This is a genomic window from Dietzia sp. 111N12-1, assembly GCF_001658045.1.
GTDB lineage: Bacteria > Actinomycetota > Actinomycetes > Mycobacteriales > Mycobacteriaceae > Dietzia > Dietzia kunjamensis.
Window position 1 is genome coordinate 19,865 of record NZ_LSSV01000104.1, and the last position, 14,302, is coordinate 34,166.

Consider the following 14,302-nt stretch of genomic DNA (forward strand, 5'->3'; position numbering starts at 1 on the left):
CGACGCGCACAGGCACGATTCGCGGGAAGGGGGAGGTGGAGTGCTCGAACTGGCCATCCTGGGCCTGCTCGACGAGCGGCCGATGCACGGCTACGAGCTGCGCAAGCGACTCTCCGAGATGCTCGGGACGGTCCGGACCGTGTCCTTCGGATCCCTCTACCCCACTCTGCGCCGCCTCCAGCAGCAGGGCGACATCGTCGAGGACTCCTCGGCCGCCACCGCCACCAGGCCGCCCGCCACCGCGCGGCGCGGGCGCAAGACCTACCGCATCACCACCCGCGGCAAGGGGACGTTGGCGGCCCTGCTCGACGAGCCGGTGTCGGCGTCGTTCGCCGACGACGGTTTCGGCGTCCACCTCGCGTTCTTCGACCGCACTCCCGGGCCCGCCCGGGTGCGCCTTCTCGAGGGCCGGCGTCGGGTGCTGGAGGAGCGTCGCGAGAGCCAACGCGACGCCGCCACCCGCGCCGGACCCACCGAACTGCGCTACGCCCGGCAACTCACGTTGCTCGGGCTGGAGACCAGCGAGCGCGAGCTGCGCTGGATCAATGAACTCATCCGGACAGAGAACCCATCACAAGGAGATCCCCAATGACCGACAAGAAGGTGCGCGTCGCGATCGTCGGCGTCGGCAACTGCGCGTCCTCGCTCGTGCAGGGCGTCGAGTTCTACGCCGGCGCCGCGATCGACCAGACCGTTCCCGGCCTCATGCACGTCAAGTTCGGCGACTACCACGTGGGCGACGTCGAGTTCGTCGCCGCGTTCGACGTGGACGGCAAGAAGGTCGGCATGGACCTCGCCGAGGCGATCAACGCCTCCGAGAACAACACCCTGAAGCTGTGCGACGTGCCGCCGACCGGCGTCACCGTGCAGCGCGGCCCCACCCTCGACGGCCTGGGCAAGTACTACCGCGAGACCATCGAGGAGTCCGCCGCCGAGCCCGTCGACATCGTGCAGGCCCTGCGTGACGCCGAGGTCGACGTCGTGGTCAGCTACCTGCCCGTCGGTTCGGAAGAGGCCGACAAGTTCTACGCGCAGTGCTGCATCGACGCGGGCGTCGCGTTCGTCAACGCCCTGCCCGTGTTCATCGCCTCCGACCCGGAGTGGGCCGAGAAGTTCCGCAGCGCCGGCGTCCCGATCGTCGGCGACGACATCAAGAGCCAGGTCGGTGCCACCATCACCCACCGCGTCATGGCCAAGCTCTTCGAGGACCGCGGCGTCGCGCTGGACCGCACGTACCAGCTCAACGTCGGCGGCAACATGGACTTCAAGAACATGCTCGAGCGTGACCGCCTGGAGTCCAAGAAGGTCTCCAAGACCCAGGCCGTGACCTCCAACCTGGAGGGGTCGCTCAAGGACAAGATCCACGACCGCAACGTCCACATCGGCCCCTCCGACTACGTGGAGTGGCTCGACGACCGCAAGTGGGCGTACGTTCGTCTCGAGGGACGCGCGTTCGGTGACGCCCCGATCAACCTCGAGTACAAGCTCGAGGTGTGGGACTCCCCCAACTCGGCGGGCATCATCATCGACGCCGTCCGCGCGGCCAAGATCGCCAAGGACCGCGGCATCGGGGGACCGATCCTGCCCGCCTCGGCGTACCTGATGAAGTCGCCGCCCGAGCAGATGGCGGACGACAAGGCCCGCGCCGAGCTCGAGGCCTTCATCATCGGGGCCTGACCAGCGCAGCAGAAGGATCGTATGAACACAGCGACGAACCACCCGCACACCACCCCGGGGCGTCGTCGTGTCCCGGCCGTCATCGCACTCGCGATGGCGGCCGGTGTCGCACTCTCGGCCTGTTCCGCCGACACCGCGGACGACTCCGCCACCTCGCCGACGACGCGGCCCGACACCTCGTCGTCGTCGTCATCCTCGACTCCCGCCCCCACCACCACGGCCCCCGACACCGCGGAGCCCGTCTCCGCGCCACCCGCGCCGGCACCGCCCGTCTCCGCCGCCCCCGAGCCCCGACTGCCCGCCAACGTCGTCGGCACCGGTGGGCCCTGCCAGATGCTCGGCGAGGTCGCCCAGGCCGAGGACGGTTCCGCCCTGTTCTGCACCGAGGACCCCGGCGGCGCCGGCCCCCTGTGGTTGCCGCAGGGCGGCGTGGGCGGGACCGACGGGGCCGCGATCGCGGACGCCACCGGACAGGCGCGACCCGGCGGACCGTGCGCCCAGGAGGGCCTTGCGGTCACCTCCGCCGACGGCGCCGTACTCACCTGCCGCCTCACCGGCGGCGGCGACGTCCCCGGCGGCCTCTACTGGCAGTAGGCCACCCGGGGCGCGGTCCGGGCGGGCCCGACGGGCGGGCCGGGCGGTCCGGGCGGGCCCGACAGGACCGCATCCGGTTGCAGGTGGGGCGCTTCGCCGATTGACTGGACAACATCTGTCCCGAAGATCAACCGGAGGCCCCGATGACCCAGACCCGGTTCACCCATATCGAGGTCGACGACGGTGTCTACGCGCCCCAGGACGACTCCTGGCTCATCTGTGAGGCGCTCGACCAGTGCGATCTGGTCGCCGGGCGGCGTGTCCTCGACATCTGTACAGGCAGCGGCATCCTCGCCATCGAGACCGCGCTCAAGGGCGCCAGGGAGGTGCTCGCCTACGACATCTCCCCCGCCGCCGTCGCGTGCGCGTCCCGCAACGCCGAGCGGGCCGGGGTGCAGGTGGACGTCCGGCTCGGCACCCTCGACGACGCCCGCCGGGCCGGCCCCTACGACGTGGTGGTCTCCAACCCGCCGTACGTCCCGTCCGACGCCCCGCTCGAGGGCACCGGACCCAACCGGGCGTGGGACGCCGGCGCCAACGGCCGCGTGGTGCTGGACCAGCTGTGCGACCTCGCCCCGGACCTGGTCTCGCCCGGCGGGAGCATGATGATCGTGCACTCGGAGTTCTCGGACCCCCCGCAGACCATCCGCAAGCTCGAGCAGTCGGGATTCACCGCGCGGACCGTCGCCACCCGCGTCGTGGACTTCGGTCCCGTCATGACCTCGTACGCCGAGCGACTCGAGGCCGCCGGCCTGCTCGAGCCCGGTCGCCGCGAGGAGGAGCTGGTGGTGATCCGCGTTGACCGCGTCTGACGCCCGGCGGGTGCGGATCGTGCCCGGGGGACCGATGCTCATCGAGGGCCCGGTCGACATGACGACGCCCGACGGCGAGCGCGTGTGCTCGGACCGCTTCATGGTGGCCGTGTGCACGTGTCGGCGCAGCAAGACCTACCCGTTGTGCGACACGAGCCACCGGCGCAAGGTCCGGGCAACCGACCCGGCCCGCGACGACGACTGAGCGCTGTCCCGGGGCGGCGGCGGACCCCTTCCCGCGAATCCGCTACCCGGAATCAGGATCTGCTACCCCGATGCGCATAGCGAATCCCGATTCGGAGTAGCGGATCTTCCCGGGGCGGTGGGACGGGCGGCTCGCCGGGAGAGTGGCCGGGAGAGTGTCAGGGCAGGAGCGAGGACTCGCCGCGCTTCCACGCGGCGAGCATCTTCTCCGCGGCCAGGTCGTCGAGATAGTCCAGCGCGCGCATACCGAACACCACGTCGGCGGCCAGTTCCGGCTCACGGCGCACCAGATCGCCCACGACGTCGTGCCGCATGACCTGCTCATGGACCGCATCGGCCTCCACGTGCTCGGCGTAGAAGTGGACGCACTCCTCGGGAGCGCCCAGCCGACGCAGTCCGGCCACCAGGCGGGCCGATCCCGGCGACGAGGTGATCTCGATGGCCGCGAAATGGCCGATCGCCGCGCCCCGCAGTGACCGGTGCAGGCCGAACATCGACATGAGGTTGACCGTCGCCAGCGTCTCTGCCGACACCCGGTCGAGGTAACCGAGGTAGGTCGGGTCCAGCTCGGCGGCGCTCATGAGGTCGGCCCACAACCGCTGGTGCACGCGCTCACCCCGCCCACCACCGAACTCGTCGAACTCCACCGCGACGAACGAGGCCTTGGCCTGACCCTGCAGACGCGGGATCGTGAACGCGTGCGGGTCACCCTCCTTGAGGTGGTACAGGGACCGGTGGGCGAAGTACTCGCGCAGCTGGTCCCACGACCCCTCGTCCTTGAAGTACCAGGACGGTCCGGTGCCGGAGGTCGCCTCGACCGACAGTGCGTCCATCTCGGCCACGGGGTCGTCGCCGGGCTCGACGGCCGACCGCAGGTGCCCGAGGAAGACCCGCTCGAGGTCCCGCCGCAGCCGCAGCACCTCCGGCTCCCACTCCAGCTCCGCGTCGACCCCGTCGAAGCCCCGGTAGTGCAGCTCGTACAACGTGTACAGGGCGAGCTGAAGGTCCCGGCCCAGCGGATCGGTGTCCGCCGGTACCGGCGGCAGGTCCTGCACGGCGCCAGACGACAACGCCGCGACGACCGCCTCGGACAGCGGACCACAGGCGACGGGAAGCGACGGCGCGGTCGTGGCGGAGTCCTGCGCGGGGGCGGCGTCGATCGGTGCAGCTGTCATATCCCTTGTCTACCCCCTCGGCCGGTCGTCCTCCACCTCGCGCGGCCCCCCGTCGCGGGAGCTCTTACTCCCGTTCCCGCTCTCGCTGCCGTCGTCGTCGTCGTTGTCGTCGCCCTCGTCGCCCTCGTCCTCGTCCTCGTCCTCGCCGTGTTCGCGCTCGATCCGCTCCTGCTCCTCCTGCTCCTCGCTGTCGCCGTCGCCGCTCTGGTAGCTGTCGAACATCTTGCGGCGTTCGTGCCAACGCAGGCTGTAGGTGGCTTCGCGGACGGCGTCCTCGTCGTCGAAGTTCGACCCGAGCGCCCCGGCGAAGGCGCCCAGACAACTGGACAGCCAGGCCAGGTGGACGTAGTCCCAGACTGAGACGGGCCGCTCGAGCTGCGTCTCGAGGTATCCGGCGTCCATCACGGCGATCGCCAGCACGAACATGGCGGCCAGCAGGCCGAGGTACATGATGCCGACGCCGGTACCGACCGTCAGGACCGTGGCCGCGTTGTCCATCCGCCGGCTGCTCGCCGTGAGCCCGTCATCCGGGCGGGTCCACAGGCCGTTGCGGAGGATGAGCCACACCACCAGGGTGAGCACGCCCATCACGCTGATCAGTAGCAGCCGGAGCGGATGCAGCGCCACCGCCAGCGAGGCGATACTCCCGTAGAAGATGCCGAAGGCGCCCGTGCCCGCCCCGGCGGCCACGACACCGGTCAGCGCCGTCATCATCCGGGTGGGCCGGTTGTTGCGCACCATCCCCGTCAGCAACCGGGCCTTGTTGAGGAAGCCTCGGCAGCGCTCGGGGGGCAGGTCGTCCGTCGCGGGTGCGCCCAGCCCACTCTGGTGGGTGCCCGCGCGCACCAGCTTGAGGGCGAGCTTGCGTACCTTCGAACGCACTCTGACGACGCCGAAAACCGGGATACACACCAGTGCCGCGGTGGTCGAACCGCTCACGTCGTAGAGCAGCGGGTCCCCGTCGGAACGGGTGGCGAGGTCCGTCAGATAGAGCACGAAGTCCCAGTCGTGTTCCTGCAGCAGCCGGGGGGCGTGCTCGGTGAGCCGGATCTCGCCGTCCGGTCCGAGCGGGAGGGTCTCCTGGTCGACCTCCACCCGCCACCGACCCCCGAGTTCGCTGGACAGGTCGTCCGCGAGATCGTCCGCGATCGCCACCGCGACCCTCCGGGGCACGCCCGGATCGGCCATGAGACCGACGGTCGCCCACACCTCGTCCTCGTTCCACGTCTGCTCGTCCACCCCACCATCATGGACCCGGGAGAGGATTCGCCAAATCGGTTGCGAAGGGCATTGTGCTGGCGTTACATGGGACGGAACCCACGTGGTGCGGACAGGAGAACGGGAGGTGACGATGTCGGAACAGGCGAGGTCGGAACACCAGCCCGACCCCGGCCGGCCGCGCGCGTCGCGGCCGGAACTGGGCCGACGCGGTTCACCGCTGAACTGGCCCGTCTGGCGGCAGTTCACCGGTGAGGATCTGCTCGGTCGCGGCTCCGCGACCCGCTCCCGGCGTTCCCTCGAGATCACCCCCCGCACCGCCACCGCCGACAAGGTGGTCAAGAGTGTCTGCCCGTTCTGTGCGGTCGGGTGCGCCCAGGACGTCTACGTCTCCGGTGGCAAGGTCACCCAGATCGAGGGTGACGGCGACAGCCCCATCTCCCGCGGCCGCCTGTGCCCCAAGGGTTCGGCGAGCAAGCAGCTCGTCACCAACCCGGACCGCATCACCACGGTGCTCCACCGCAAGCCGTACGCGACGGAGTGGGAGGAACTCGACCTCGACACGGCCCTGGAGATGGTCGCCGACCGCGTGCTGGAGTCGCGAAAGGAGTTCTGGGAGGAGACGGACTCGAACGGTGACACCGTCCGGCGCACCCGGGGTCTCGCGAGCCTGGGCGGGGCGACGCTGGACAACGAGGAAAACTACCTCATGAAGAAGCTCTACACGGCGCTCGGCGCCATCGAGGTGGAGAACCAGGCGCGCATTTGACACTCCTCCACCGTTCCCGGTCTGGGAACCTCATTCGGGCGTGGTGGTGCCACGAACTACCAGCAGGACCTCGCGAACGCCGACTGCATCGTCATCCAGGGTTCCAACATGGCCGAGGCGCACCCGGTGGGGTTCCAGTGGGTCATGGAGGCCAAGCGCCGTGGCGCCACGATCATCCACGTCGACCCCCGGTTCACGCGCACCAGTGCGCTCGCTGACCAGCACGTACCCATCCGTGCGGGGTCGGATATCGCGTTCCTCGGCGGGCTGATCAACCACGTCCTCACCAACGACGCCTGGTTCTCGGAGTACGTGCTGGCCTACACCAACGCGTCGACGATCATCGGCGAGGACTTCGAGGACACCGAGGACCTCGCGGGCCTGTTCTCCGGCTTCGACGCCGATGACCGGACCTACGACCTGGAGTCCTGGCAGTACGCGGGTGCCCAGAACGACATGCCCGACGAGGGCCGCGACGACGACGATGCCGAGGACGAGGCCTCCGAGACCCCCGGCGCCGCCGGCGCCCGCGCGTCGGACACGACCGAGGACCCCCTGCGCGACGAGACCCTGCAGCACCCGCACTGCGTCTTCCAGATCCTCAAACGGCACTTCAGTCGCTACACGCCGGAAATGGTCGAGCGGACCTGCGGCGTCGCTGCCGACGACTTCCTCCGTGTCGCCCGCGCGCTGACCGAGAACTCGGGACGGGAACGCACCACCGCGTTCTGTTACGCCGTCGGCTGGACCCAGCACACCGTGGGAGTGCAGTACATTCGCACGGCCGCGATCCTCCAGCTGTTGCTCGGCAACATCGGGCGCCCCGGTGGCGGAATCATGGCGCTGCGCGGCCACGCCAGCATCCAGGGCTCCACCGACATCCCGACGCTGTACGACCTCATGCCCGGGTACCTACCCACGCCGAACGCCGGCGAGCAGCCGGACCTCGACAGTTACATCGGCACCGACGACGTGGCGCAGGGATTCTGGGGCCACATGCGCTCGTATACCGTCAGCCTGCTCAAGGCCTGGTGGGGCGACGCCGCCACCGCGGACAACGACTTCGCCTACGACTACCTGCCCAAGCTCACGGGCAAGCACGACTCGACCGTCACGGTGCAGCGGCAGATCAACGAAGGCGGCGGCGGGTACTTCCTCGTCGGCGAGAACCCCGCCGTGGGCACCGCCAACGGGCGGATGCAGCGCGCCGGGCTGGCCAACCTCGACTGGCTGGTCGTCCGCGACCTCGTGATGATCGAGAGCGCCGACTTCTGGCGCAGGGGCCCGGAGATCGAGACCGGCGAGATGCGCCCGGAGGACATCGGCACCGAGGTCTTCTTCTTCCCGGCCGCCAACCATGTCGAGAAGAAGGGCACCTTCACCAACACCCAGCGGTTGCTGCAGTGGCGCCACCAGGCCGTCGAGCCACCGGGGGACGCACGCAGCGAACTGTGGTTCTACTACCACCTCGGGCGTCGCCTGCGGGAGAAGCTGGCCGACTCCACCGACCCCCGAGACCGGCCGCTGCTGGACCTGACCTGGGATTACCCGATGGAGCCGGGCTCGGACGACGAACCCGACGCCGAGGCTGTGCTGGCCGAGATCAACGGCCGCGGCGAGGACGGCGAACCCCTGTCGACGTTCACCCAGCTCAAGCCGGACGGCTCGACCTCGTGCGGGTGTTGGATCTACTGCGGCGTCTACACCGACGGCGTCAACCAGGCCGCGCGGCGCAAGTCCCGCCACGAGCAGGGACCGGTGGCCCCGGAGTGGGGCTGGGCGTGGCCGGCGAACCGTCGCATCCTCTACAACCGTGCCTCCGCCGACCCCGAGGGCCGGCCGTGGAGCGAACGCAAGGCACTCATCAGCTGGGATCCCGACGCCGCCGACGGCGCGGGCCGGTGGGTGGGCGAGGACGTGCCGGACTTCGAGGCCGACAAGGCGCCCGATTACACCCCGCCCGAGGGCGCGGTGGCGCAGGACGCCATCGGTGGGGCGCAGCCGTTCATCATGCAGGACGACGGCCGCGGGTGGCTCTATGCGCCGCGCGGTCTGGCCGATGGTCCGCTGCCCGCGCACTACGAGCCGCCCGAGTCACCCGTGGCGAACCCGATCTACCCGGGGCACGACGCCAATCCCGCCCGCGCGATACGCCCCGGCCGGTACAACGAGACCCAGCCGGGCCACGGGGAGCCGGGCAGCGAGGTGTTCCCGTTCGTGTTCACCACCTACCGCCTGACCGAGCACCACACGGCGGGCGCGATGAGTCGGACGTTGCCCTACCTGTCGGAACTGCAGCCGGAGTTCTTCTGCGAGATCAGCCCCGAGCTGGCGCGGGAGCGGGGCCTGGTCAACGGGGGCTGGGCGACGATCGTCACCTCCCGCTCCGCGATCGAGGCGCGGGTCCTCGTGACCAGGCGGATGACGCCGCTGCTCATCGACGGTCGCACCCTGCACCAGATCGGGCTGCCCTATCACTGGGGCGGCAACGGCGTGAGCATCGGCGACCCGGCGAACGACCTGCTCGCCCAGTCCCTCGATCCCAACGTGTCCATTCCCGCGACCAAGGCCACGAGCTGTGACATCGTCGCGGGACGACGGCCGCGTGGACCGGCGCTGCTGGAGTTCGTCGAGGGCTACCGCCGGCGCGCGGGAGTCATCACCGAACCGGGAACGGAGAGCTGAATCATGTCCGCCTTCCTGTCCGATCTCGGGCGGTCCTTCTTCGGGGACATCGACCCCGCCGAGGACAACGGCTACGCCGACCCGCCGCCGCGCAAGGGCTTCTTCACCGACACCAGCGTGTGCATCGGCTGCAAGGCCTGCGAGGTGGCGTGCAAGGAGTGGAACCTCATCCCCTCCGACGGCCTCGAGCTCACCGGCATGTCCTACGACAACACCCAGGCGCTGGGCGCGTCGACGTGGCGGCACGTCGCGTTCATCGAGCAGGAGGTGCCGGCCCGGTCCGGTGCGCACGCCGCGCCGGCCCCCGCGGCGCCCGCGCCCGTCGACCTCGGGATACCGGCGTCGACCCTGCCGGGCGACTCCCCCGACGCCGGGGAGTCCACCGACTTCCGATGGCTCATGGAGTCGGACGTGTGCAAGCACTGCACGCACGCCGCCTGCGTGGACGTCTGCCCGACGGGGGCGCTCATGCACACCGAGTTCGGCACCGTCGTGGTGCAGAGCGACATCTGCAACGGCTGCGGGTACTGCGTGAGCGCGTGCCCGTACGGCGTGATCGAGCGCCGCTCGGGCCCCGCGGGCGACCCCGCCGTGGGCATCGCCCAGAAGTGCACGCTCTGCTACGACCGACTGACTGAGGGCCAGACCCCCGCCTGCGCCAAGGCGTGCCCCACGGATTCGATCCAGTTCGGTGACCTCGACGAGCTTCGCGAGCGCGCGGCCGGGCGCCTGGACCAGCTGGTCGAGGCGGGCGAGCCGAACGCCCAGCTCTACGGGCACGACTCGAACAACGGCGTCGGCGGCACGGGCGCGTTCTTCCTGCTCTTGGACGACCCGGAGGTGTACGGGCTGCCGCCGGACCCCGTGGTGACGACCCGCTTCGTGGGGACGATGTGGCGGCAGGCCGCCCTGGCCGCGGTGACGCTGCTCGGCGGCGCGGTGGCCGCCTTCGCCGCGGGGGGCGGGTCCTGATGGGCAACGGCGACGGGGCCGACCACAACCGAGCCGACCACAACCGGGCCTACGACGACAAGGCGGGCATCACCCCGGGGCCGGGGCAGAAAACGCGGACCCGCCGAAAGGGCAAGGGGGGCCGCGAGCAACTCGTGGTGCCCCCCGCGGAATTCCGCTCCTACTACGGCAAACCGATCGTCAAGGCCCCGCCGTGGGAGTACGACATCGCGGCCTACCTCTTCCTCGGCGGGTTGGCCGGTGGCTCGTCCCTTCTCGCCGCGGGTGCGGATCTGGCTGGCCTGCCGAGCCAGCGGCGCTCGGCGCGGATCGTCGCGCTCGGCGGGATCACCGGAAGCCTCTACTACCTGGTCCGCGACCTGGGACGCCCGGAGCGGTTCCACCACATGCTGCGAGTGTTCAAGCTGACCTCCCCGATGAGCGTGGGCACCTGGCTCCTGTCGGCGTACGGCCCGTTCGTGGGGCTGGCCCTGGGGCAGGAGATCGTGCCGCTGCTGCCCACCCGCCTCGCGCGTCGCCTGCCCACCGACCTCATCACCCGCGCCTCGCGACCGGCCGGGATCGTCGCCGCCCTCGTGGCGCCGGCGGTCGCCTCGTACACGGCGGTACTGCTCACCGACACCGCCGCCCCCAGCTGGAGCGCCGCCCGCCGGGAGCTGCCGTTCGTCTTCGTCGGCAGCGCCGCGGCCGCGTCCGGCGGGGTGGGCCTGATGCTCAACCCGCTCCACGAGACGGGCCCCGCCCGACGGCTGGCCGTGGGCGGCGCGACGCTCGAGCTCGCCGCCGACCGGATCATGCAGCAGTCGATGGGCATCACCGCCGAACCGCTCCACGAGGGCCGGGCCGGGGCGTACCACCGCGCCGCCCAGATCCTCACCACCGCCGGCGCGGTGGGCGCCGTGCTCGGGCGACGCAACCGGGCGCTGTCCGCGGTCGCCGGCCTCGCGCTGGCGGCGGGGTCGGCGTGCACCCGGTGGGCGGTGTTCCACGCCGGGATGGCGTCGACGAAGGACCCGAAGTACGTGGTCATCCCCCAGCGCGAGCGGCGTGACGCCCGCGGTGGCGGGGAGGCCTACGCGGGCGAGCGGTAACCGGACCTACCCGCGGGCTCGTCCGGCCGGCGGGGTCCGGGGCGGCCCGGCGCGGCAACCGACAGGTCGGGTCAGACAATGGCGTGGCCGTCGTCGCCCTCGCGGCGGGTGAGCCCGCGTTCGGCGAGCACCTCGAGCAGCGGCATCACCACACGCCTCGAGGTGTCGAGGTGGGTGCGCGCGCCGCTCGGGGTGAACGGCTGCGGTAGTTCACGGAGCCGCCGTACCGCCTCCCCGATCACGCCCGGACCCAGCCACACCCCGGGTCCGACGCCGGTGAGGAGCCCGGCCCGTTCGCAGGCGGCGAGCTCACGCGGTCCGAGGCCCAGCCCGGCCAACTCCCCGGCTGTCGGGGCGTCGAACGGCCCGACCCGGAACCGCTCGGCCAGGGTGTCCGCTGCCGCGCGGACCGCCGGGGGCAGGCCCGGCCCGTCCCCGGCGACCACCCGGCCCCCCTCCACCCGCAGCGAGGCCGCGGCCGGGTGATCGAGGACGGCCATGAGCAGTGATGCGTCGGGCAGCCCGAGCGCGCGGCGGGCGGCCTCGGTGGGCAGGCCCGGATCGAGCGGATCGGCGCGGTCGTGCTCGCGCACGGCCTCGACGAGGGTCTCGGCGAGGACGGCGACGCGCCCGGGGTCGATCAGCCACCCGCGGTGGGACTGGTCGCGGACCGGGATGGCGATCCCCCATGCGCGCAGGTCATCGACGTGGGCCACGCCGCGCCGACGCAGCTCCGAGGGCAGGTCGGGGCGCTCCGGTGTCGCCGCCAACTCCTCGGCGCGGTGGCGGGCCGCACCGCGGCGACGCAGCGCCGGCGGGGCGGGATCCAGCACGACGGCGCCCGCCGGGATGCGGTCGGCTCCCGGTTCGCGCAGGATGAGCCGGTCGCCCACCCGAAACGGCAGCGGGTCCGCGAGCGTCAGGCGGGCATGCCCCTCGTCGAGGGGCCGCACGTGGGCGGCTGTCGCGGCGGATCCGATGTGCACCATCACCGACTCCGGCAGCGCGTCCATCCGCCCGTCGACGCGCACGTCGAGGGTCTCGACCGGGCGCCACCGCCGCGGGGTGACCAGGGTGCTGCCCCGCGGTATATCGTCCGCGGCGACGCCGCGCAGATTCACGGCGACCCGCGACACCGCCGCCACCTCGTCGCGCCGCTGCCCGAGCGACTGCAGACCGCGAACGGTGACCTGGGGACCGCCCGGGCCCAGCTCCAGCGTGTCCCCCGCCCGTATGGTGCCCGCGGGAAGCGTGCCGGTGACGACGGTGCCGGCGCCGCCGATGGTGAACGACCGGTCCACCCACAGCCGCACGTCGGCGTCGCTATCGGCCTCCGGCAGCAGCGTGCCCAGCCGGGCGAGCTCCCCTCGCAGCGCGTCCATCCCGGCGCCGGTGACGGCCGAGACGCACACCGCCGGTATGTCCGCCAGGGGTGTCCCGGCCATCGCGTCGCGGGCCTCGGCCAGCGCGAGGTCCGGGTCCAACAGGTCACTGCGCGTGATGACGAGGACGCCGTGCTCGACGCGCAGCGCGGTGAGCGCGTCGAGGTGTTCGGCGGACTGGGGCATCCACCCGTCGTCGGCGGCCACGACGAACATCACCGCGGGCACCGGCCCGACCCCGGCCAGCATGGTGGGGACGAACCGCCGGTGGCCGGGCACGTCGACGAACGCGACCGTGCGGCCGTCGTCGAGGGTGGTCGAGGCGTACCCCAGACCGATGGTCAGGCCGCGGCGGCGTTCCTCGTCCCACCGGTCGGGCTCCTCACCGGTGAGCGCGCGGACGAGCGTCGACTTCCCGTGATCGACGTGGCCGGCGGTGGCGACGACGAACATCAGGCGGGCGCCTCCGCCCGGAGCACGAGCCGCGCCAGCTCGTCGTCGTCCCCCGGCGGCACTGCACGCAGATCCAGCAGGCACCGGCCGTCGGTCACGCGCCCCAGGACGGCGGGGCGTCCAGCGCGCAATGTCTCGGCACAGCGCTCCGGCAGGGACACCGCGGCGCTCGGGAGGTCGACACCGGGCGCGCCCCCACCGCCGACGGCGGCGACGGACCGGACGGCCTCCGCATCAAGCCCCGCCGCGCGCAGTCGTGCGGCGATCCGCTCGGCCCGCGCCCGCAGTTCGGCGGGGTCGGCCTCGAGACCGGCGACGACGGGCGGGCGCGGGCCGCGCAGCGTCGCCTCGAGGGCCGCCAGCGTGAGCTTGTCGACGCGCAACGCGCGGGCGAGCGGATGGCGGCGCAGGCGCTGCACGAGCGCGGCGTCGCCGGCCATGATCCCGGCCTGCGGGCCACCGAGGAGCTTGTCGCCGCTGGACGTCACGAGGTCGGCGCCCGCCGCCAGCGTCGTGGTCATGTCCGGCTCGTCCGGCAGCGTGGGGTGGGGCGCGAGCAGCCCCGAGCCGATGTCCACCACCAGCGGCACCCCGAGATCCCGCAGTTCGGCGGGCGGGACGGACGAGGTGAAGCCGCTCACCACGAAGTTGGAGGGGTGGACCTTGAGGACGAAGGCCGTGGTGTCGTCGATCGCGCGGGAGTAGTCCTCGGCGTTGACCCGATTGGTGGTGCCGACCTCCCGCAACCGGGTCCCCGTGGATTCCAGCAGCTCCGGCAGGCGGAACCCGTCGCCGATCTCCACCATCTCACCGCGCGCGATGACGATCGTCCGTCCCGGCCCGCCCAGCGCGGTCGCCGCGAGGGCCAGGGCGGCCGCGCCGTTGTTCACCACGTGGACGTCGCCCGCCGTGGGCACGGCGGCCCGCAGTGCGTCCAGCGCGCCGCGGCCCCGCCTGCCCCGGCGGCCCGTCACCAGGTCCAATTCCACGTCATTGGTGCCCGCGGCCTCGGCGAGCGCGCGCACGGCGGCGTCCGACAGCGGCGCCCGACCGAGGTTGGTGTGCAGCAGGACGCCACTGGCGTTGAGAACGGGCGTCAGCGTCACGGGCGCGCCGGGCAGCGCGGCGAGCACCGCGTCGACGATCTCGGCGGGCGGGACTGCTCCGGCCCGGGCGCGGTCCTGGGCGACGCGGATCTCGCCCTTGACCAGCTCGCGGCCCAGCCCGTCGACCGCCTCGGTGAGCCGGGGATCGCGGAGCAGAACGTCGG

General features: G+C 71.9%; 12 protein-coding genes. 8 read left to right on the plus strand and 4 right to left on the minus strand.

The features are described from left to right. Positions 1-40 precede the first annotated feature (40 nt). The 5 genes from AYO52_RS16865 (at position 41) to AYO52_RS16885 (ending at position 3,288) form a co-directional block, all read left to right on the plus strand. Positions 41-592: a PadR family transcriptional regulator gene (locus tag AYO52_RS16865; protein ID WP_067720031.1), complete on the plus strand. Its 552-nt coding sequence runs from the start codon at positions 41-43 to the stop codon at positions 590-592. Then, positions 589-1,677 carry an inositol-3-phosphate synthase gene (locus AYO52_RS16870; protein WP_067720034.1) on the plus strand — a complete coding sequence of 363 codons (1,089 nt, stop codon included), beginning with the start codon at positions 589-591 and terminating at the stop codon, positions 1,675-1,677. The genes AYO52_RS16865 and AYO52_RS16870 overlap by 4 nt, the downstream gene beginning before the upstream one ends. A 21-nt stretch (positions 1,678-1,698) precedes the next feature. After that, positions 1,699-2,271, plus strand: coding sequence for a hypothetical protein (locus AYO52_RS16875; RefSeq protein ID WP_067720035.1), 573 nt, complete (start codon positions 1,699-1,701; stop codon positions 2,269-2,271). A gap of 143 nt (positions 2,272-2,414) precedes the next feature. Beyond that, complete coding sequence (locus AYO52_RS16880) at positions 2,415-3,083, plus strand: HemK2/MTQ2 family protein methyltransferase (protein WP_067720037.1); 669 nt, start codon at positions 2,415-2,417, stop codon at positions 3,081-3,083. Positions 3,084-3,117: 34 nt separating this feature from the next. After that, positions 3,118-3,288 (plus strand): CDGSH iron-sulfur domain-containing protein, encoded by a 171-nt coding sequence (locus AYO52_RS16885; protein ID WP_067720218.1) that lies wholly within the window; start codon positions 3,118-3,120, stop codon positions 3,286-3,288. Positions 3,289-3,445: 157 nt separating this feature from the next. Here the strand turns inward: AYO52_RS16885 and AYO52_RS16890 are convergent, their stop codons facing one another. Together AYO52_RS16890 and AYO52_RS16895 are read right to left on the minus strand one after the other, a co-directional pair. Next, positions 3,446-4,462: an iron-containing redox enzyme family protein gene (locus AYO52_RS16890; RefSeq protein WP_067720039.1), complete on the minus strand. Its 1,017-nt coding sequence runs from the start codon at positions 4,460-4,462 to the stop codon at positions 3,446-3,448. A gap of 9 nt (positions 4,463-4,471) precedes the next feature. Continuing rightward, positions 4,472-5,701, minus strand: a complete 1,230-nt coding sequence (locus AYO52_RS16895; protein WP_067720040.1) for a hypothetical protein — start codon at positions 5,699-5,701, stop codon at positions 4,472-4,474. A 178-nt stretch (positions 5,702-5,879) separates the two neighbouring features. Here AYO52_RS16895 and fdh point away from each other — a divergent pair, with 178 nt between their 5' ends. Genes fdh through nrfD form a run of 3 tightly spaced genes read left to right on the plus strand, consistent with a single transcriptional unit; the run spans position 5,880 to position 11,197 of the window. Next, complete coding sequence (gene fdh / locus AYO52_RS16905; protein WP_253695467.1) at positions 5,880-9,134, plus strand: formate dehydrogenase; 3,255 nt, start codon at positions 5,880-5,882, stop codon at positions 9,132-9,134. A gap of 3 nt (positions 9,135-9,137) precedes the next feature. Further along, on the plus strand, positions 9,138-10,106 hold the full coding sequence (locus AYO52_RS16910; protein WP_067720045.1) for a 4Fe-4S dicluster domain-containing protein: 969 nt from the start codon (positions 9,138-9,140) through the stop codon (positions 10,104-10,106). Next, complete coding sequence (nrfD, locus tag AYO52_RS16915) at positions 10,106-11,197, plus strand: NrfD/PsrC family molybdoenzyme membrane anchor subunit (protein ID WP_082924130.1); 1,092 nt, start codon at positions 10,106-10,108, stop codon at positions 11,195-11,197. Before AYO52_RS16910 ends, nrfD begins: the two co-directional genes overlap by 1 nt. A gap of 71 nt (positions 11,198-11,268) precedes the next feature. Here nrfD and selB read toward each other — a convergent pair whose 3' ends face one another. After that, on the minus strand, positions 11,269-13,032 hold the full coding sequence (gene selB / locus AYO52_RS16920) for a selenocysteine-specific translation elongation factor (RefSeq protein WP_067720047.1): 1,764 nt from the start codon (positions 13,030-13,032) through the stop codon (positions 11,269-11,271). Then, positions 13,032-14,294: an L-seryl-tRNA(Sec) selenium transferase gene (gene selA, locus AYO52_RS16925; protein ID WP_067720224.1), complete on the minus strand. Its 1,263-nt coding sequence runs from the start codon at positions 14,292-14,294 to the stop codon at positions 13,032-13,034. The genes selB and selA overlap by 1 nt, the downstream gene beginning before the upstream one ends. Positions 14,295-14,302 lie beyond the last annotated feature (8 nt).